This window comes from Zobellia uliginosa (genome assembly GCF_018860745.1).
In the GTDB taxonomy this organism is placed as follows: Bacteria; Bacteroidota; Bacteroidia; order Flavobacteriales; family Flavobacteriaceae; genus Zobellia; species Zobellia uliginosa_B.
Genome location: NZ_JAHKPY010000003.1, coordinates 1 through 20807, shown reverse-complemented (window position 1 = coordinate 20807; position 20807 = coordinate 1). Strand labels below are relative to the sequence as shown.

The window sequence follows — 20807 nt, the reverse complement described above, 5'->3', positions numbered from 1 at the left end:
ATGATTCCTCCTATTTCTATACCGTAAATCCACATTTAACTATTTTTAATAAGGCGGATTGTAATCTTAGTTATTATAAATGCAATGGGATGCTTACTTTTGCCGGATGCGAAGAAAGAACAAGCGACAGGTATTTGAAAACGTAGAGGTTGTAGATGCCGGGGCGAAAGGAAAAACGATTGGTAAAGCACCCGATGGAAGGGTCATTTTTTTGACGAATACTGTTCCTGGTGATGTTGTTGATGTACAAACTACAAAGAAAAGAAAAGCTTATTTTGAAGGAATTGCTACCGCTTTTCACTCATACTCAGATAAACGTGTTGAACCCCATTGCGAACATTTTGGAGTTTGTGGCGGTTGCAAATGGCAAGATATGGGCTACGAGCACCAACTCTTCTACAAGCAACAAGAAATTGAAAACAACCTTAAACGAATAGGACACCTAGAACTACCAGAAACAACACCTATTTTAGGTTCTGAGAAACAGTATTTCTATCGTAATAAAATGGAATTTTCTTTTTCCGATAGCAGATGGATGACCTTAGACGAAATTAAATCTGATGAGGAAATTACGGATCGTGATGCTCTAGGGTTTCATATTCCTGGAATGTGGGATAAAATCCTTGATATTAAAAAATGTCACTTACAGCAGGATCCCTCTAATGCAATTCGCTTGGATACCCGTGATTTTGCGATTAAAAATGGGCTTACGTTTTTTAACCCAAGACATCAGCATGGGGAATTGCGCTCCCTTATGATCCGTACGGCCTCAACAGGAGAATTGATGGTCATGATTCAGTTTCATGATGATAATAAAGTAAATCGTGAGCTTATACTGAATCACTTAAAGGAAACTTTTCCTGAGATAACCTCGCTTTTATATGTTATCAACCAAAAACAAAATGATACTATTTACGACCAAGAAATTATTTGTTTTGCCGGCCGCAATCATATTTTTGAGGAGATGGAAGGTTTAAAATTTAAGATCAATGCCAAATCATTCTACCAAACCAATTCGGCACAGGCCTACGAACTATATAAACTTACCCGTGAATTTGCTGATTTAAAGGGTAATGAACTAGTTTACGATCTTTACACAGGTACGGGAACCATTGCTCAGTTCGTTTCTAAAAAAGCAAAAAAGGTAGTTGGTATTGAATCCGTACCCGAAGCTATTGAAGATGCAAAAGCAAACGCCGAACGCAATAAAATAGACAATGTAGATTTCTTTGTAGGTGATATGAGAAACGTCTTTAACGAAAATTTTATCCAGACACATGGCACACCGGATGTTATCATCACCGATCCACCACGTGTTGGCATGCATAAGGATGTAGTTCAACAGATACTTAACATTGCTCCGGAAAAAGTTGTATATGTGAGTTGCAATAGCGCAACCCAAGCTCGTGACCTAGAATTGATGAAACATGCCTACCAAGTAATAAAAGTGCAACCGGTAGACATGTTCCCACAAACCCATCATGTTGAAAATATCGTACTTTTGAAAAAGCTATAGCTTTATGAACAAACTCAAAATACCTTTCATCATTCTTTTGGTCATACTTTCTTTTTCGGCATGTGAAAAAGATGATATCTGTACCGAATCCGATACACCTCAAATGGTGATACGTTTTTATGATGTGTTAAATCCAACGGAATTTAAAGATGTACAAAACCTAATTGTGTGGGGTATTTTAGAAAATGAAGGAAAAGATACCATAGAAAATATAGCCCTAGATTCTATTGTTTTGCCGTTACGGGTAGATGCCACCAGCACCACGTTTGCCCTATCAAGACAATTAAGTATTGATGATGTAAATGTAGACACCCTAACCTTTAATTACGATGTAAAGGAAATCTATAAATCTAGAGCTTGCGGGTATATTGCCAATTTTGAAAACTTAACCGCAACGGTCAAACAAGATGACTCGGTTTGGGTTCAGACTATAGATGTTGATAATCCACTTATTGAAAACACAGCTTCCGCCCATGTCAAGATATTTCACTAGTCTCTTTTTCTTTTTAGTTGTTGCTATGGGGTTCTCTCAGAATGAACCTATAGACCTTAATAAAAAAGACACAACCGTTTACAAACAACGGTATGGACTTAGAGTAGGCGCCGACATAAGCAGACTGGTAAACTCATTCTTTGACGATGATTATACCGGTTTTGAAATTGTAGGGGATTATAGAATTACTCAAAACCTCTATTTAGCCGCAGAACTTGGCAACGAGAAAAAAACAATAGGAACTCCACTTGGTATTGATAATGATAATCCCGAAGGAGACCTGTACACTTTTACTACATCTGGAAGTTATATTAAATTAGGAATAGACTATAATACCTATGGAAATTGGTATGGTGAACAGAATATGATTTACATAGGTGGCCGCTATGCTTTTAGCACTTTCAGTCAAGAGCTTGACGCCTATAAAATTTTTGATACCAGCCGTTATTGGAACCCAGATGATTTTGCTACTGGTACGAGTGCCCTAGGAAAATATGATGGCCGCAATAAATCTTGGTTAGAGTTTGTGGCCGGAATAAAAGCTGAAATCGTAAGAAACTTTTACTTTGGGGCAAGTGCGCGTTTGGGCATATTAATAACGAACAAACGACCAGAAGGTATTTTGGACGACCTTTTTATTCCCGGTTTCAATAAGGTAACGGACGGCAGTAGATTTGGTATAGGTTATAATTTTTCTATGAGCTACCTAATTCCCCTTTACAAGAAGAAAAACGAACCAAAGAAAGAAAAGCTACAGCCAGAACCAGAATCAAGACCTGACCCTAAGGATAGGCCAAAAAAACAATAGTTACTTGTTAGGGCAAGAAGTACTACTCCTTATCCTTGTTCATATATTTTGCTTTTTTACTGCCTTCGTACATTACATATTTCACTAGTCGAGATTCAAGGTGACTATTAAAGACCTTTATTTTTCGAGAAGGTCGAAGCCCAACGTATTTTAGCGCTTCCATATTTGAGGTAATGAACCAAGCTTCCGTACCAGGATATTTTTGCTTTAAAGTATCTCCAATAGAAGCATAAAAATCTTCCATATCTAAATTCAATCTTTCTCCGTAAGGCGGATTGAAGACCATATGTAACTTTCCTTCTGTGAACTTTTCCGTATCAAAAAAGTTTTTTCGTTCTACAGAAATGTATTCAGAGAGATTAGCGTTCTCAACATTGTCTGTTGCCTTTCTAACCGCAGAAGGTGCTTTATCGTAACCTACTATTTTAAAGTGAAACTCACGCACCTTGTTTAAACTAACTTCAATGATTTTATCAAAAAGATCCTGGTCAAAATCGTCCCATTTTTCAAAAGCGAATTCTTTTCTATTAATATTTACAGGAATATTACAAGCAATCATAGCTGCTTCCGTCAACATGGTACCACTCCCACACATTGGATCCATAAAATCACACTGGCCATCCCATCCACTCATAAGTAAAAGACCAGCTGCCAGCACTTCGTTTATAGGTGCAATGTTCGTAGCTGTCCTATAACCGCGTTGGTGCAACGAACGCCCAGAACTATCCAAGGACACATTGCAATGGTCATTATGAATATGGATATTGATACGTACATCGGGAAACTTAACATCTACATCCGGACGGCTCCCATCCATATTCCTAAATTTATCTACAATAGCATCTTTTACTTTTTGAGATACATAAAGGGAATGCGTAAAATTATCCGAGTTAACCGTAGAATCAATCGCAAAAGTGGTATCTACCGAAAGATATTCGGCCCAATCCATCGCATAGATTTTTTTATACAACTCGTTCTCATTACGTACCGAAAAAGAATGTATAGGTTTTATAATCTTAATGGCGGTTCGCAAACATAAATTGGCCTTGTACATAAAGCCAGTATCTCCTTCAAAAGAAACGTTTCTAACTCCTTCAACTACATTGCCACCACCTAGGTTACGAATTTCCTTAGCCAAAATCTCTTCAAAACCAAAGAGTGTCTTAGCTACCATTTTAAAATTTTTACTCATGTCTTATTCTAAAGTTGCCGTAAAAATACAGTATTTTAGCCGGAGAAATAGGAACCCGCCCTCTGGTTTCTTAAATGCCGTTCGCCCTTTTGTTCTCTAAAGGAAATAATTGCATTTCCGATTCAGAAAGATTTTGGGTCAACTAATGTAATTAATGTCATAACACTAGAACCAAGAGCTCCCATTTAAAACGATTTTCCGTTAATGAATTACGCCTTACCTATTTTTGCCGTTCTGTTGAGTTTTGCCTTTGTATATATTGCAAAGCCACAGAACAGAAGTCACTTTAAGCTACTTTTGGCATTCAGTGGAGCCTTTTTATTGGCTCTTACCTTATTTGAACTTTTTCCGTCTGTATATGAACACGGAAATCCCAAAAAAGTAGGTCTGTTTGTAATGCTAGGTATTTTACTTCAAATTTTTCTTGAGTTCTTTTCAAAAGGGGCAGAACACGGGCATGTTCATTTAGATAGCGAGAAAAAGCTTTTTCCATGGTTGCTGTTCGGTAGTCTTTGTCTTCATTCATTTTTAGAAGGTTTCCCCATACATGATCACAATACTATTATCTACGGAATATTAATTCATAAAATTCCTATTGCTGTTATACTAAGTATCTTTTTATTAAACTCAAAAATACCTATAACTAAAGCCTTTTCTTTTATTACTGTTTTTTCACTAATGACGCCCTTTGGAAGTTTTATTGCCAATCATGTAGAGTGGGCAGACACCTATTTCGTTCCAATTAATGCTTTGGTAATCGGTGTATTTTTACATATTTCCACAGTTATTCTTTTTGAAAGCTCCGAAGGGCATACATTCAACTTGCGAAAAATAGCAGCAATTATTTTTGGTATTGCAATCGCTTATTTTCTATAGGATGTTTAGCAAAGCCGAGTCAAAAAAACTACGAGAAGACTTCTGGATTTCCTTTGGCAAATCATATCCTAGAAAATGGACTCTCTATAATACCAAGATAAAAGGTCTTGTTTTTAAGTTTCATTTCGATTTAAAAAAAGCGATGGTTTCCATTGATATTGAAACCGATGACCTTGAAAAACGCATTACACTTTGGGAAAAATTTCAATCGTTGCAATCGTTACTTCAATCTGAAAACTACCTGCCAGATGCTATTTTTGACGAAGCCTTTTTTCTATCCATCGGGAAAGAGATTTCTAGAATATACGTTACCCTAGAAAACGTATCCATCCACAATAAAAATACATGGCAAGAAACCATGATATTTTTGAGCGAACAAATGAACCAAGTAGAATTATTCTTTGAAGATTTTAGGGAGATTTTAGAATAGCCTCAGGAAAGCTTCATCTGATGACGAATACCTCTTTCCAGTCCCGAAAGCTGTGCCATACCCAGAGCTCTTCCAATTAGTGAGTATCCCGGGTAAAATTCTTGTTGTCTTTTTTTATCGTCTAGTAAAACATGACCGTGATCGGGCCGCAAAGGAATAGCTATATCCGTACGACCTAAACCTATCCTTTTTAGCTGCTCTGTTATAAAAGCTTCCATAACTGCTGTCATAGGCACCGTACCTTTAAGGTGTTCCGCCTCATAAAATTCTCCTGTGGTACTTAGCTGTACATTTCTTAAATGGATAAAATGAATAGAATCACCAAAGTCCTCCACAATTTTTACCAAATCATTTTTCTCCGATGCGCCCAAAGAGCCGGAGCAAAAAGTAAAACCATTATTAATTGAAGGGTAACAGTCTTTAATAAACTGAAAATCATCATAGGAAGAAGCTATTCGTGGAATACCAAAAACCGAAAACGGTGGATCATCCGGATGTATCGCCATTTTAATACCCAACTTCTCGGCTTCGGGCAGTATAGCCTTAAGAAAATACACCAGATTTTCCCGAAGCTCTTCTTTTGAAATTTGACTCACCACGGATAGGTTTTGCCTAAAAACGGATATAGGAATAGGTTCCTTACTACCCGGTAAACCTGCCAAAACAGCACTCTCCAATCCTTTCTTTTCTTCAATTGTCAAACGCTTAAAATACGCTTCCGCTTTAGAAATATCCTGCTCTTCATATACCTCAACAGCACGTTCCCGTTGTAAAATAAAAAGATCAAATGCAGCTATGGCAATTGGGTCATAAAGCAAACTAGAAGTCCCGTTGGGCAACTGGTAATCGAGGTTGGTACGAGTCCAATCAATAAGCGGCATAAAATTGTAACAAATAGTATAAATGTTATGCTTTGCTAAGTTTTTTAAGGTTTGAATGTAGTTCTGAATATAGAGATTTCTTTCCGGCAGTCCATATTTTATAGCATTGTGAATATTCACACTTTCCACAACGGACCATTCCATACCGTGTTTTTCTATTTCAGATTTAATGTCCGATATTGTCACTTCCGGCCAAACCTCTCCTGTAGCCAAGCTATGGCAAGCCGTAACTATACCCTCTGCTCCCAATTGAGCAATATCGGCTAAAGTCACCCCAAAATTTGGTCCAAACCAGCGGTATGTTTTCTTTAAATATTCCATCTAAACTCCGGTAAAAGAATTGAAACCTCCATCTACGTCATATACCGTTCCCGTGACAAAAGAAGAGGCTTCACTTAAAAGATAGTGCACCATTCCGTTGAGTTCGGAGGCATCACCAAAACGGTTCATAGGTGTTTTTGCCAGTATTTTTTTACTTCGCTCCGTATGGGAACCGTCTTCATTAATTAAAATTTTTCTGTTTTGATTTCCAATGAAAAAGCCTGGTGCAATAGCATTAACCCTAATTTTATCACTGAATTTAGCAGCCAGTTCTTCCGCCATCCACTTAGTAAAAATTTCGATACCGGCCTTGGCCATGGAATAGCCCAACACCCTTGTTATGGACTGCTTAGAAGCCATGGAAGAAATGTTTATTATCGTGCCTTTCCCCTGCTCTAACATCAATTGACTCAACACAATGGTTGGCAGTACGCTACCAAAAAGATTCAAATCAACCACTTCTTTTGTATCGCTCAACGAAATATCAAAAATAGTCTGATCAGGCTGCAATGTAGCTCCCGGAAGGTTACCTCCAGCCAAATTTATCAAGCCATCTATTTTACTGTGATTGTCCCTTATTTTTTCACGAAGGCTAATTAGCTGGCTTTCTTTCATAACATCAACAACGTATGAAGCAGCACTTTTTTCACTGATCGTATTTAACGCCTCACGCTTGGCGTCCAGTTTATCAGGAGATCTTCCCAATAAAATCACACGAGCACCATTCTGTACAAGGTATTCCGCTATGGAACCACCTAAAACTCCCGTACCACCAGACAGGGCTATTGTTTTTTCTTTTAAATCAAAAAGCTCGTTCATATGTATTATTTCTTCGCCAGTTCATATGCTTTTGTTGTCGTGTAATATTTACTGATCATATTGGGCACCTCCCACTCTGGTAATTCTCCAGCTTCCAAATATTTTAGATAATTCTCTGTAACCTGTCCAAAATGCGCCTCATGACCAATTTTAAATTCATCGGGTATGTTTATGCGATACGTTCCGTTATCCATTTTTTCCATGGTCGTTCCTGCAAACTGAGCGTTTATCTTATCATCAATAGCGGTTTTCAATAGTCCATCAAACCCGTTTTGCTCTTTCGGTGCAATGTATAAAGTTGGCTTATAGCCTTCTTCTTCTCCTTGTTTGATTATCAAATCGCTTTTTGTACCCCGCATGATGCTGTAGTGCGTGTCCCCAGTACCCTCTGGTGCCTGATAATTCCATATCACCGAAACCTTGGCGTACTTTCCGTTGATGTTGTATATCATCTCTCCGTTGCAAAAAACATTCAACTTATCATTCTCTATATCCTTTTCTAAATACTCTGGATAGGAATCAAGACCCGTAACTTTCTGAAATTCTTCTTTGGTCAGAACGGTAGGCCATCGTTTGGCTTTCACCATATTAATGTTAGTAGTGTCGATTATCTGATTCGGAAAAGCTTCCCACTGAACCAAATCTACCAAATGTGTGGTAACATCTACAATACCTTCGCCCTCTTCGTTCACATCAAAAAACCAGGCCGGGCGCACCAACGGTTGACCGGAGACATACTTAAAAAAATGGTGTACGCTTTCTTTGCTAATAGCGGGCTCTTCCACAGAACCATCAATTAATTCCCCAAATATTTTTGGTATATCCGAAAAAGTTTTCTGCATTAAAGTAGTGGACTCAAAACGCTCGGTCATGATATCGTAAATCAACACTCCGTTCTTTTCCGCTATCTCAAAAGCCTGCTGCAACTTCTTAAACCCTTCGGGATTAATCACCAAAGGTTTGTCCGCATATACATTCAACCCTGCTTTTACTGCCTCAAGAACATAATCGATTTTCTTACTATTTTTCCCTGCCACAATCATTACATTACCAGGTTTATCAGCAATCATCTTTTCCAGATAATCATCGCCTAAGTATTTATTTACTTTCCAAGCAGTAGGGTCCGTCTCCCGGGAATTATAAGAATCTATTTTATTAAGGAAATCATTCACTTCAGGACCATCAGGAGCAAAAAGATAAATTGTAGAATCTACTTGGGGATACATTGTTTTCTGTACTAAAGCCGCATGAAAATGACCTGGATCCAATGTCATTAACTTAACTTTAGCTTGTGTATCGGTTTCAACCATTTTATCTTCTGTTTTTTTTTCACCACAAGCAATACCGAGCAGTAAAACTAAAAATGTAATATTCTTTTTCATATATGGGTTGTTAGTCTTTGGCTTTTACCAAAGGTGGGCAAAAGCTACTTCAATCTATATAATACATGTTTTGTGAGCGGTTTAAAAAGCCCGTTCGCAATGAACGGGCTTTTCCTAATTTAATACTTTACGGTATCCGTTCCGTAAGGTTTTCTTTGCTCGCGGCGCAACATAGCATTGGCCTCATCATCATTAATAAATACTTCTTTATCATAATCCCATTCCAGTTTTCTATCAAACTGCATGGCTATATCGCTAATCAAGCAAATAGCACAAGCCTTATGCCCTTTTTCAATAGGAGAAATAGGGGCTTTTCTGGTTTTGATACAATCTAACCAGTTACCATGTTGGTCATCAATTTTTTCTAAATGGATTTCATTTTCACCGATTACGGATTCCAAAATTTTAGGATCCGAAGCGTTTAACGCTTTATTACTCTTTTCTTTATCCACTGGGTCTGTAGCCGAAGCTTGATACGAACCACGAGAGACGAAAATCCATCCATCCGAACCTTCATAACGGATTCCGTTGGTATAGCCGCCACTGGTGTAAACGGTAATACCATTATCATATTCATGCTTCACGAAGAAATCTCCATGTACATTCCATAATCCCGATTTTGGAAATTCTGCTAGAGCTTCCACGGATACTGGTCCGCTTAATTCTGTATTCATACCCCATGCGGCAGAATCGTAGTGATGCTGACCCCAACCGGTAATCATCCCCGCTCCATAATTTCGTGAGCGCAACCATCCCGGTCTGCTATAGTCGGCTTGAGGATGCACCCCAATTTCCGTATAAGGAACTTCTGGAGTAGACCCCAACCACATGTCAAAATTCAGGTTTGACGGCACGGGCATTGCAGGTGCCTCAGGACCTGCAGGATCACCGGGCAAACCAATTTTTACGGTATGTATTTTGCCAATGCGCCCATTCCTCACTAATTCTGCCGCAATTCTAAATTGAGGCATGGCACGTTGCTGTGTTCCTACCTGAAGAATGGCACCCGTTTTCTGAATAACATCTCTTAATTGCTGTCCCTCCCTAACCGTTAGGGATGTAGGTTTTTGAAGGTAAATATCTTTTCCCGCCAAAGCAGCTTCCATAGCGGGTTGCGAATGCCAATGGTCCGGTGTACTAATTACTACGGCATCAATATCTTTATTCAAAAGCATTTCTCTATAATCATCATAAACCTTTGTACGGTCATACTTAGCCTTGCCCGTTTTTTTCTGATAGAAACCATCTACCAAAAGTTTAGCGTCTGCCGCTCTCTTGGAATCAAGATCACAAACGGCTAAATAATTTGCCTGATCAAACCTGATTGTATCATGAATATCGTGGCTCCTAGCAATACGCCCACAACCTATCTGACCTATGTTTATTTTATTACTGGGTGCATTTTTACCCAAAACATGAGCCGGTACAATACTAGGAAAACCTACTAAAGCGGCGGTACTTAAAGCTGTTCTGTTTATAAATTTTCTTCTTTCCATCGTGGTATTCGGTATTTCTATTTATTGATTAATTCTACTTGGTTCTGTTTTGCGAACGACTGCCAGTACGCTTCTGCCTCCTCAGCATTTAAAGTACCATCAAAATTTGTAGACACCCCGTTAGTGGCACCCTTCTCTATTACAGAAGCTCCGGGCAATGGTACGTTAAAATCGTCAATCAAGGTACCCGTCACGGTGAAGTCTTTTTGAGCTACTGCCACTAGCGAACAATATTACAAGAGTGCCAAGTAGAAGTGGCGTTCGCTTAAAGAGCTTAAAATGGCTTAATAGTTGTTTCATAGAGCGCAAATTAAATTGAGTTGGATTATTAAAATCTGGTTGACTTAAAACAAAACTATAAAATATTATATATTGCGCAACCGATTACATAAATAAATTACACATATACTTATAATCATTTAGGTTTCAACGTTAGAATTGGCACACATAGACAATAAAAACTTTATTTTCAGGACAAAAATTCAATTTTTATTGTTTATTTCAATTTGTTACGTAATTTTGTTGCACTAACATTGCACTAACATTGCACTAACTAAATGACGAAAAAAATAACCATATATGACCTGGCACAGAAACTTAACATCTCTCCTGCTACCGTCAGCAGGAGCTTAAACGACCATCCGGCAATTAGCCAGAAGACAAAAGACAAAGTATTATTAGTAGCCAAGGAAACAGGCTATAGAACGAACAAGTTCGCTGCAAATCTTAGCAAGCAAAAATCAAATACTATAGGAGTTATAGTTCCTAAATTGAATTCCAACTTTATGTCTACCGTTTTATCCGGTATTGAAAAGATTGCAAATGATGTTGGCTATAACTTAATTATTAGTCAGTCTTTAGAGTCCGAGGAAAAAGAAAAGTTGAATGCAAAAACTCTATTTGATAGCGGAGTTGATGCCTTATTGGTTTCACTTGCTTACGAAACAGAGAATTTTGATCACTTTACCACCTATACGGATAGAAAAATTCCTTTATTATTTTTTGATAGGGTATGTGATTTACCAAATTGCCCTACTATTTCTATAGACAACCATGCCGCAGGGTTTGATGCCACCCAACATTTGATTCAGCAGGGCTGCAGAAATATAGTTCATATAAGCGGTAGCCTAAAGCGTAACGTTTATGCTGACAGGTTTGACGGATATCAAAGGGCGCTACACAAAAATGCTATAGAATTTCACAAAGAGAACTTATACGAAAGTGACCTAAGTATAGAGAATGTACAGAAATTTGTTGAGCGCATCAGAGACTCCAAACATAAGGTAGATGGTATTTTTGTATCGAACGATACATTTGCGGTACACTGTATAAAAGAATTGAAAAAGGAAGGATACAAAATTCCTGAGGACATAAAAATTATTGGTTTCAATAACGACCCCGTCTCTGAGGTTATTTCTCCCAACTTGAGCACTATTGAATACCCTGGTTATAAAATGGGTATGCTGGCCGGACAAAGTATAATCAGTCACTTGAGCGGGTCTATCAACATTCAGTCTGCGGATCAAATACTAATCAAACATAAATTAATCATAAGAGAATCTACCAAGATCTAAACACAATCGTTACCTATGAAGAAAAATATTACTGCCCTATTTCTATTTGTTTCCGGTCTCATTTTTTCTCAGCATATTGAAGAGCTTAAAATTACAGATGAATGGCTTGCCAAAATTGAACAATTGGCGCCTTCTGAGACTACCGTAAAAAATGTATCCAAAAAGAAAATATTAGTTTTTTCGAAGGCTACGGGATTTGATCATTGGACCATACCGCATAACGCCGAAATGCTGAAAATTTTAGGAAAAAAAACAGGCGCGTTTGAAATACACATAGCATATGATATTGATAGTTTTGAAAAAAACAGCCTGAAAAAGTACAATGCCGTAGTCTTCAACAATTGCAACCCATCAGGACCAAAGCGTGATTTATTTTGGGACTTATTACAAATGAATTCCAACCTTTCCGATAATAAGATAGCTGCTCTTTCCAAACAATATGAAACCAATTTATTGAATTACGTGGCTAGCGGAGGCGGGTTAATGATACTGCACGGAGCTATTACGGTTCAAAACAACTCTAAAGAGTTTAGTAAAATGACGGGAGGAAGCTTTGACTACCACCCTAAGCAACAAGAAATGCATGTTATGGAAGTAGACCCTAAACACCCTTTAGTCCAAGCTTTTAAGGGGAATGGACTTACACATGTAGATGAGCCTTATTTTTTCAACAATGCCTATTTTGATTATAATTTTAGACCCTTACTTTATATTGAAATAGATAAGTTAGAAGGTATGAAAAAGGAAGTAGATGAAAAAGTTAACTATGTTTCTTGGATCAAGAGACATGGTAAAGGTCGCGTTTTTTACAGCTCACCTTCTCACAATGCACAAAGCTTAGATCACCCTGAGCTCCTCCAGTTCTTCTTGGATGGCCTACAATATGTTGTGGGCGACCTTGAATGTGACGACTCTCCAATAGGAAAATAGATTCCATTGGAGTAATTTTGCCTAAAATAATAGAATTTTGAAAGCAAAACATCTCTTTATATTGGTCTTATCCTTCTTTTTTTCTATTGCCTGCAAGGAAGAAAAGAAGGACTCCTCCAAAACAACAACTGACAGTACCCTTGTTTCAAATACAGATACTACCGAAACCATAAGTTTACTTGATCGATGCATTGCCGCACATGGCGGTATAGATGTATGGAATTCTTATACCGCCTTGAGCTATACTATTAATGAAAAAGGTAGAGAAGTAAAGCAACTAACGAATATAAAGGACCGCAGAGCCTACTTAAAATCAAAGGATTTTGAAGTCGGTTTTGACGGAAAAACAGCTTGGGCATTTCCAGATGCCTCCAAAATTCCAGGTAAATCAGCTTCATTTTACTACAATCTTGACTTTTATTTCATCGGGATTCCCTTTTTGCTAAAAGACCCAGGAGTAATCGCCACCGATGAAGGTAATTCTCTAGTTAATGGAAAATCATACGAAACACTAAAAATCACCTTTGGCTCGGAAATAGGCCTTACACCAGAAGATATCTATTACCTGTATATAGACCCGGAAACTTCTAGATTAGAAATTCTTACGTATTCCGTTTCATTTTTCGATAAGAATAATGCTGGAATAAATTCAGCCAAAGTGTACTCTAACTACAAGGAGGTTCAAGGTATCATGATGCCTACGAAACTAGAAAATTTTGAATGGAAAAATAACGAAATGGGAGAAAGCACCAACCATATTAGATTGGTTAGTGATTTTCAATTTCTAGATACCATTGCGGATACAACTGTTTTTGAAATACGAGAAGACGCCAAAACCGAAGAAATAAACTAATACAAAACCTATTTCTTAGAGAAGTCCAGCAATTCTTGTTCCGTATATTCCGCTCCACTTTCAGGCTTGGTGTTACGTAACTCCTCAATCTTATCAATAGACAATCGTTTGGGCTCATCTGAAAATGCATTCGTCACATATGAGATAATATCAGCTATATCTTTGTTTGAAATATCTTCATTGCGTATTAGACCAGGCATGGCCAGATTCAAATCGTAACGTTCACCTTTAACCGTAATAGGTCCTTCAAGACCATGTAGAATAATCAGACCTAATCTTTCTGTATCCGCTACATGTTCCGACCCCATTAGAGGTGGTGCCAGCCCTTCTATACCTTGGCCGTTAACTCCATGACATGATGCACAAATCTCATAAAACATTTTTGCACCACTAGTTCTCGTATCTTCTATTAACGACTTCCTCGCAAATATAGGATTGACTTTGTCTTCCTTTCTCTTTTCCTCGCTTAACACCAGTGCTTTTGAGAGTCTTTCGTTTTTAGACTTTAAAGCGTCCGATACCGCACCTTCATCTCCTTGAACTCCACTAGCCAAAGCTTCCGCAAAAATTGGTTTTTCAGCATATTTTGAACTTAATTCCACCATTACAGGCATAAACCGTTCCTTGTCCAAAGAAACTAAACTACCTATAACACTACTTAAGTATAGGTCTACAGTTACATCATTCTTTGCTAAAAGCTCAGTAACCAAAGCTTCACTTTTATCTATATCCGCCTTATTGAAAAATGGCTCTATAAGTATAAGAGCATGCGCTGTTAAGTTGGCTGTGCCACCTCTGGCTACCTCGCTAAGAAAATCATACGACAAAGCCCCTAAACCTTCTAACGCGTATAGTGCATGTAATTGAGCTAAAGGATTTTGAGCATCACCAACTAGATTTTTTAATTCATCTACGGATTCTTTTTGTTGTTGATATACCAGCGATTGTTGCGCACGATCACGAACCCATCCATTCTTATCTTTTAACAATGCAACAAGTTGCGTAGAACCTAACTTTTTAAAGTCACGAACCGGCTCATGACCTTGATTCACGTTTCTTACTTGTAATATGCGCCCAAAGTTTACAAGTGTATCCAATTTGTTCACTTCTACTTTCTTCTTCAAATATGGACTCAAATACGCGTGATGACCGATCATACCTCGGTGCATATCGGTAATATACATACTACCATCAGGACCATTATTCAAATTTACAGGCCTAAAACCTTCATCCGTAGAGGTTAAAAACTCTTTACCTTCATAAGCTTGTTTTGCAATGGTAGAGTCTCCTGTAAACGTGAGCAGGTTTCTTTTTATAAGGTTTCCTTCAGGTATACATACAAATACATTCTCATCATACTTTTGTGGAAAAGCCCCTCCTCTATACACCAATGGAGCACAAGCGGCCGTAGCCTTGACCAAAATACTATCTTGGTTCAAAACCCCCTTTGCATAGCCCCTATTTACAGTTGTAGCATGCACAGGATAAACCCGCTGATCGGTTGTTAACATCCTGTTTACCCCCTGTTGCGGCGTAAAGTACTTATTTCTTACCAATACATTTGGCAGAACATGATCTCCTAACAACTGTCTTGAATTATCATTAAAATAAAGTCTTCCGAAATTATCATGACTTATTCCCCATTGTCCTCTAAAAGTAGTTGCCTCTTTTTTCCAAACGCCATTAACCCGACGATAGCGAAAATTGGACTTTGCGTTATATATCCAGTTATCAGTATTCATCATCAAACCATTAGGCTGATGCTCTGGATTGCCTTCTACGGCATAAATAGAATCTACGACAACCCTATTAACAGGTTTATCATCTTTAATTTCAGTAAAATAAAGGAATGGTGGCTCTGAATACAAAAGTCCACCGTAAACATGCGCCAAGGCTCTTGGCATAACTAGACTGTCTAAAAATGTCTTGACATGGTCTACAACACCATCCTTGTCCAAATCTTCCAATATATCAATACTCCCATTAGGTTTAGTCTCATCGCTACCCTGCATATCATTCATATAACCAGGCATTTGAGCTACCCAAATTCTACCTTGATCATCAAAATCTATAGCAACAGGAGCTTTTAAATGCGGTTCTGATGCTATAACAGCTAATTCAAACCCACTTTCAACCTCATAGCCTTCCAAAGAAATGCGAGGTTCTTCATACGAAGTATTACAATTGGACAATAAAATAAGAAGGGTACTAAAAAGAATAGGGAATTTCAAATACTTCATTCTATAAGAAAACTTTATGCAAATAATTATATCATTTAAAGATACATTAAACTATGTACAAATACATAAGAAACCAGTGACTAGTAGCACCACCAAGTACAAAAACATGCCATATAAAATGATTAAAAGGAATGCGCTCCCAAGCATAAAAAAAAATACCGACCGTATAGAAAATGCCCCCAAGAAATAAAAGCCAAATACCTTGCTCAGAAACACTTTTCAGAAGGCTAGTAAAGTCTAACACTATTAACCACCCCATTGCAGCATAAAGTACCAAGGACAAAAACTCATATTTACCGGTATAAAATAGTTTAAACAACATACCCATCACCGCAATTCCCCAAATAGTATAGAAAATTAGCCATCCATTTCCTTCAATTAAAGTGATAAGAGCTATTGGCGTATATGTACCCGCTATTAAAAAATAAATATTGATATGATCGGTAACTCTTAATTTATTTTTCAACAAAGGATTTGTGGTAAGGTGATATATTGCTGATACACCTAACATAGAAATTAGGGTTACCGAATACAATAAAATAGAAAATGTGGCGTAAGGTGATTTGCTTCCATTTTTCATTAAAAGAAGTATCATACCTCCAAAAGCCAATAGCGCCCCAAGCCCATGTGAGACGCTATTAAATTTTTCTTCTTTAGTAAAAATCAAACTTTCGTTTATGCAAGCAAAACTACTAGCACATTCAGAACTAAATTATTCTACTATAAGTTTAATTCTCATAGAAGCCGAATGTCCTGGGAAGGTACAAACAATCCAGTATTCACCAGCAAATTTAGGTGTATCAAAATAAATGGTTTCATCTGTTTCCGGTTGAACAATTCCGGTGTGAGCAAGAACCAAATCCGTATCCGGAACATAATTTAAATCCGCACCATCCAAACCTAAAAGCAATGCCAAATCCCCAACTTTGTTAACAGATTCTTCTCCTCTTTCGGTAATCACCAGATTATGAAGCATATCATCATTATTGCTAAAGGTAATCGCTACTTTGGATTTCCTTTTCAGCTTTAACTCAGTAACATCATATTTTAGACCTGGCTTAGTACTAATTACTATTTTTTCATCCGGACCGCTTACCCAAGTTAATGGCATTTCATTAACTCTTTTAGGCTGAACCAATCCGTCTTTCCCCGACGTATTTTCAATAGGAGTAGATTTTAAAGTACCTCCTGGAACTTCGTTCAACGTATAATACCCAATATCGTGTAAAAGCTTTTCCCCACTTTTAGCCTTTAAATCGGGTATTTTCAATTGATGTATAAAGCCTAAACGCATTCCGTTGACCGTCAATCTTACAGAAAGACCATCTTCAGAAATATCTGCCTTTGTAACTATGGCTTTTTGTTGATCAACAATTGGACTTCCATACGTATTATGATACAAATAATTGAAGGTTGTAATATCATAACTAGATGCATCCGCTCCTAAACTTTTATTTATAGGCTTTGTAAATTCTAACAGAAACCCATCATCTTCGGCCTTCATAGTTTTAACTTCAAAAGGAACTTTTCCGTTCCATTTCAACCGCTGTAACCCGAACATTTTTTTACCTGTGGATGACCAACCCCTACTTGTCATTCCTACAAACATACTATTATCGCTACCCCACAACATTCTAAGTATTCCTGATGAAAAACCTTCTACAAAGGGAAAAACAGCACCTTGATAAACACCATTTACCTTTTCCATATATACACGCATAATCTTACTATGGCCTTGGTCGCCAACAAACATTTGCCCTTCCAAAGGTCCGAATTGGCCTTTAGTAGTATCATAAATCATATCTGATGTGGAGATTCCCAGAATTGTATGTGGTAACCATATTGCCGGTGCTTTGAGTTCAGGTACCTTTTTAGAGTACTCGTACAAACTGAGACCGGACTGCTCCTCAATATCCTCTTTTTTTAATTTTAAAGGCGATTTAGGGTCACCGCTCCAAACCAAACCTTCAGGGTTACCTGCAAAATCTCCTTTTTCCAAATGTGTTATACGACCAGAACCCACCCAATCCCCTTGATTTTCAGAATAAAAAATATCTCCTGCAGCATTAAGTACAAATCCGGAAGGTGAACGTAATCCTGTTGCTATGGGAGTCATTTTTCCTTCTGGCGTAATCTGCAACATCCAACCTCTCCATTTTACCAAACTAGCCCCATGACCTATCCATGAAAGGTTTAACGTTACTAACATATCACCATTTTCCAAAAATTTTGGACCATAGGAGTAGTCATGATAATTACCGGATAATGGCCAAGAATAAATGGTTTTATACACATCTGCTTCACCGTCATTGTCCCTATCAGTAAGCCGTGTTAATTCTCCCCTTTGGGCGAGATAAAAACTATTGTCCTTGTAATTAAGGCCGAGTGCCTCATGCATACCACTAGCAAATTTGGTATAATTTGGAGACTTACCATAGGGCTTATCAATTACCCAAACTTCTCCTCTTCTTGTAGAAACCCCCAGTTTATCATCATCGGTAAGCGCCAAGCCGCCAACCTCTAGAACAACATCTTTTGGAATAGGTACATCTATAATATCATAAAATTGAGCCTCCTTTTTGGCTATTATAGATTGTGCGGCACCAAATTGATAACTACTAAATAGAACTAAAAATAATACTGTTTTATATAAAGTGGACATGCTTTTCTTTTTACCAAATGATACTATATTCAACCTTTTGCTCCCCTGTTGGAATTTTCACTAATAACTCGTCCTGTCCATTCGATTTACGAATTACTGGAGCCAAACTATCATCTGAAAAATCCACAAAATAACTTTCATCGTTAACTATATATGAACCATCCGGAAGTTTTTCTATGGTTTCACCAGAAGCTACCTTATGCCAAATAATACCATCGCCAATAAGAGATATATTTCTGACCAACTTACGCTCATTTGAGGAAGGCTCAATCTTATCCTTAACTATTTTAGAGCCTAGATTTCTAATAAATAAAGGTATTCCATCTTTCCCCAGTTCATAACCATCAGAAAACTGTAATCCTTCCTCCGTAACGGTACTTGGCCACTCAGATTCCTCAGAAGCTAAAGAAGAAAATTCAGGAGTACCGTGAAAGGAAATTGCAAAACCGACGGGATCCCCTAATTGTCTTATTCCTCTAGCATGCCACATTTGAGTAGCATCTAAAAACTCTCCACTCCAAGCCTGCAGCAAACTTCCGGTGTTTAGGTCATAAGCATAATTTATTTGTTCCGGAGTACCCACAGAAATACAATGCGTACGCTTCAATCCTTTATGCATAAGAAAACTTCGTTGAGTAACCGCCTTATCAGCTGGCTCAACCATTATCTTTCGGCTAACACCTGCCTTATTTCCTGCTAAGGAACTGGGTGCGTGCAATGCTGAATTCTGTATTCCAGGGCCTTCTCCATACAAACTAAAACCAATTACCCAGGGATTGTGTTTGTTGTATATTAACCGGAATGGAACTTTTCCCTTGACTAACGCAATCTTTGCTATCCCAGCTGAGTCAATTATATAGTTGCCATCTCTATTGACAACCGTATCATTATTTATGATAAGCAGTCCACCGGCTTGATTTAATCTAAAATCAAAAATATATTCACCAGAAGTAGGCACCACTAATTGCCCCTGATAATCTAATATACGGGTCACTTTATCCCCAATCGCCATAGATGCAGACAACGTATCTGTAGATACTTCACGTATTGGAACTAGAGTATCTACATTAGGTATCGTCTTATCTTGATACTTAAATTCTTTCATTTTCATATCACCAAAAGACAACCTATCATGCGAGTACAACTTGTACTTTAAGTTCTTAAATGCTACCGGCCCATGATCCCCTTGTATCATTAATGGAGCCATACTCACCTCTTTTGCCAAAATTCCCCCTCGTGTTGCACCCTTGAGTTCAACATCTTCATGGATAAGAATACCGTTTAGCCATACCTCTTCAAATTCAGCATTTTTAATTTTTTCACCAGCATCGTCAAATCTAGGAGCATGAAAAATAATTTTTAAATGCTGCCATAAACCCGGGGCTTTTGCTGCGTTTATTTTAGGTGCATGTCCCTCGTAACCTTCCTGACCAGCCTCTTTAGATTTATCCCATCTTTGATATATGCCGCCCATGTCGCCACTAGTTGGCTCATTAACCTTCCAACTATCAAAAAGCTGAATTTCATATCTATTCTGAAAATACAATCCAGAATTAGAACCTGTTGGCATCATTACATCCACTTCCAGCTCTATATCACCATGATCAAAAGCGGTCACTAAATTTTTTTTAGCATTTTCATCCGGAATATTGGCCAAAACTCCATTTCCATCAATTACGTTCAATATTTTTTCTTTGGAACGGTCAACCGTAACACCACCAACTATTTGCCAATTTTCAGTGGACTCTTTGAAATCACTTAAGCTAGTTAAATCAATTTTTTGAAATGGTAGTGAATGAATCTGAGCGTCTTTACTGACAACTTCCTTTTGTTTTTTCCTCTCGGTACAAGAAAATGCTAGAACACCCAAAAGTAGAATGGTAAATTTTATTTTCATTTGGTATAGTATGAATCCAAATATATAAAATAGCCCAGCATCTAAATACATCAATTGGTTCAACTACTATAACATATTGCTCAATTTCATATAAAACTCTACCTAATTAATACGTTAAGCGAGTTTTTGTCAAGTTGGATTAATTAAATGAGCGGTAATAAAAAAGAAAGTTATTTTCAGTGGACTTCGTCATCCTCATTTCGTTATAGTCCAAAAAAAAAGGTCCCGACCAGTTGAACTGATCGGGACCTCGAAGCAAGGCGGCTTCCTACTCTCCCACCTGTTGGCAGTACCATCGGCGCTAGCGGGCTTAACTTCCCTGTTCGGAATGGAAAGGGGTGGGCCCCGCCGCCATGGCCACCTAAATTTTGAATATTATAATGACATAAAAATAATGGGACAGTTTAAGAAGAATAAAAAAAACAGCGTTTCCTTTA

Annotated in this window: 18 protein-coding genes and 1 rRNA gene; 8 read left to right on the top strand and 11 right to left on the bottom strand. The window is 37.8% G+C overall.

Annotation, left to right across the window (positions count from 1 at the left end; genetic code table 11):
- Window positions 1–106: 106 nt before the first annotated feature.
- From rlmD to KO521_RS03885, 3 genes are read left to right on the top strand one after another with little or no spacing between them, the layout of a single operon-like run.
- The gene (rlmD, locus tag KO521_RS03895; RefSeq protein WP_215938606.1) at window positions 107–1516 is read left to right on the top strand and encodes a 23S rRNA (uracil(1939)-C(5))-methyltransferase RlmD; all 1410 of its coding nucleotides are present in this window, start codon (window positions 107–109) and stop codon (window positions 1514–1516) included.
- A 4-nt stretch (window positions 1517–1520) separates the two neighbouring features.
- Complete coding sequence (locus KO521_RS03890) at window positions 1521–2009, top strand: DUF6452 family protein (protein ID WP_215938605.1); 489 nt, start codon at window positions 1521–1523, stop codon at window positions 2007–2009.
- Window positions 1990–2817: a DUF6048 family protein gene (locus tag KO521_RS03885; RefSeq protein WP_215938604.1), complete on the top strand. Its 828-nt coding sequence runs from the start codon at window positions 1990–1992 to the stop codon at window positions 2815–2817. The genes KO521_RS03890 and KO521_RS03885 overlap by 20 nt, the downstream gene beginning before the upstream one ends.
- 22 nt (window positions 2818–2839) lie before the next feature.
- Here the strand turns inward: KO521_RS03885 and KO521_RS03880 are convergent, their stop codons facing one another.
- A complete protein-coding gene (locus KO521_RS03880; protein ID WP_215938603.1) occupies window positions 2840–4009 on the bottom strand; it encodes a THUMP domain-containing class I SAM-dependent RNA methyltransferase in 1170 nt (389 codons plus the stop codon).
- Window positions 4010–4213: 204 nt separating this feature from the next.
- On the opposite strand from KO521_RS03880, the gene KO521_RS03875 reads away from it, so the two are divergent.
- Window positions 4214–4885, top strand: a complete 672-nt coding sequence (locus KO521_RS03875; RefSeq protein WP_215938602.1) for a ZIP family metal transporter — start codon at window positions 4214–4216, stop codon at window positions 4883–4885.
- 1 nt (window position 4886) lies between these two features.
- Window positions 4887–5315, top strand: a complete 429-nt coding sequence (locus tag KO521_RS03870) for a DUF4268 domain-containing protein (RefSeq protein WP_215938601.1) — start codon at window positions 4887–4889, stop codon at window positions 5313–5315.
- Between the two features lie 2 nt (window positions 5316–5317).
- Here the strand turns inward: KO521_RS03870 and uxuA are convergent, their stop codons facing one another.
- The 5 genes from uxuA to KO521_RS03845 form a co-directional block, all read right to left on the bottom strand.
- Entirely contained in the window at window positions 5318–6517 is a 1200-nt protein-coding gene (uxuA, locus tag KO521_RS03865) for a mannonate dehydratase (RefSeq protein ID WP_215938600.1), read from the bottom strand.
- Window positions 6518–7336: an SDR family oxidoreductase gene (locus tag KO521_RS03860; protein ID WP_215938599.1), complete on the bottom strand. Its 819-nt coding sequence runs from the start codon at window positions 7334–7336 to the stop codon at window positions 6518–6520.
- A 5-nt stretch (window positions 7337–7341) separates the two neighbouring features.
- Window positions 7342–8718: a putative oxidoreductase C-terminal domain-containing protein gene (locus KO521_RS03855; RefSeq protein ID WP_215938598.1), complete on the bottom strand. Its 1377-nt coding sequence runs from the start codon at window positions 8716–8718 to the stop codon at window positions 7342–7344.
- A 119-nt stretch (window positions 8719–8837) separates the two neighbouring features.
- The gene (locus KO521_RS03850; protein ID WP_215938597.1) at window positions 8838–10214 is read right to left on the bottom strand and encodes a Gfo/Idh/MocA family protein; all 1377 of its coding nucleotides are present in this window, start codon (window positions 10212–10214) and stop codon (window positions 8838–8840) included.
- 17 nt (window positions 10215–10231) lie between these two features.
- The gene (locus tag KO521_RS03845; RefSeq protein WP_215938596.1) at window positions 10232–10435 is read right to left on the bottom strand and encodes a carboxypeptidase-like regulatory domain-containing protein; all 204 of its coding nucleotides are present in this window, start codon (window positions 10433–10435) and stop codon (window positions 10232–10234) included.
- A 336-nt stretch (window positions 10436–10771) separates the two neighbouring features.
- Here KO521_RS03845 and KO521_RS03840 point away from each other — a divergent pair, with 336 nt between their 5' ends.
- Genes KO521_RS03840 through KO521_RS03830 form a run of 3 tightly spaced genes read left to right on the top strand, consistent with a single transcriptional unit; the run spans window position 10772 to window position 13571 of the window.
- A complete protein-coding gene (locus KO521_RS03840; RefSeq protein ID WP_215938595.1) occupies window positions 10772–11788 on the top strand; it encodes a LacI family DNA-binding transcriptional regulator in 1017 nt (338 codons plus the stop codon).
- Window positions 11789–11803: 15 nt separating this feature from the next.
- Window positions 11804–12718: a ThuA domain-containing protein gene (locus tag KO521_RS03835; RefSeq protein WP_215938594.1), complete on the top strand. Its 915-nt coding sequence runs from the start codon at window positions 11804–11806 to the stop codon at window positions 12716–12718.
- 37 nt (window positions 12719–12755) lie between these two features.
- Complete coding sequence (locus tag KO521_RS03830; RefSeq protein ID WP_215938593.1) at window positions 12756–13571, top strand: DUF6503 family protein; 816 nt, start codon at window positions 12756–12758, stop codon at window positions 13569–13571.
- Between the two features lie 8 nt (window positions 13572–13579).
- Here the strand turns inward: KO521_RS03830 and KO521_RS03825 are convergent, their stop codons facing one another.
- From KO521_RS03825 to rrf, 5 genes are all read right to left on the bottom strand, one after another.
- Window positions 13580–15811 (bottom strand): DUF7133 domain-containing protein, encoded by a 2232-nt coding sequence (locus KO521_RS03825; protein WP_215938592.1) that lies wholly within the window; start codon window positions 15809–15811, stop codon window positions 13580–13582.
- Between the two features lie 46 nt (window positions 15812–15857).
- Complete coding sequence (trhA, locus tag KO521_RS03820) at window positions 15858–16478, bottom strand: PAQR family membrane homeostasis protein TrhA (protein ID WP_252729845.1); 621 nt, start codon at window positions 16476–16478, stop codon at window positions 15858–15860.
- 45 nt (window positions 16479–16523) lie between these two features.
- Window positions 16524–18473, bottom strand: coding sequence for a sulfocyanin-like copper-binding protein (locus KO521_RS03815; protein ID WP_215938591.1), 1950 nt, complete (start codon window positions 18471–18473; stop codon window positions 16524–16526).
- Between the two features lie 10 nt (window positions 18474–18483).
- Window positions 18484–20370, bottom strand: a complete 1887-nt coding sequence (locus KO521_RS03810) for a family 16 glycoside hydrolase (protein ID WP_215938590.1) — start codon at window positions 20368–20370, stop codon at window positions 18484–18486.
- Window positions 20371–20625: 255 nt separating this feature from the next.
- Window positions 20626–20735, bottom strand: a 5S ribosomal RNA gene (gene rrf, locus KO521_RS03805).
- Window positions 20736–20807 lie beyond the last annotated feature (72 nt).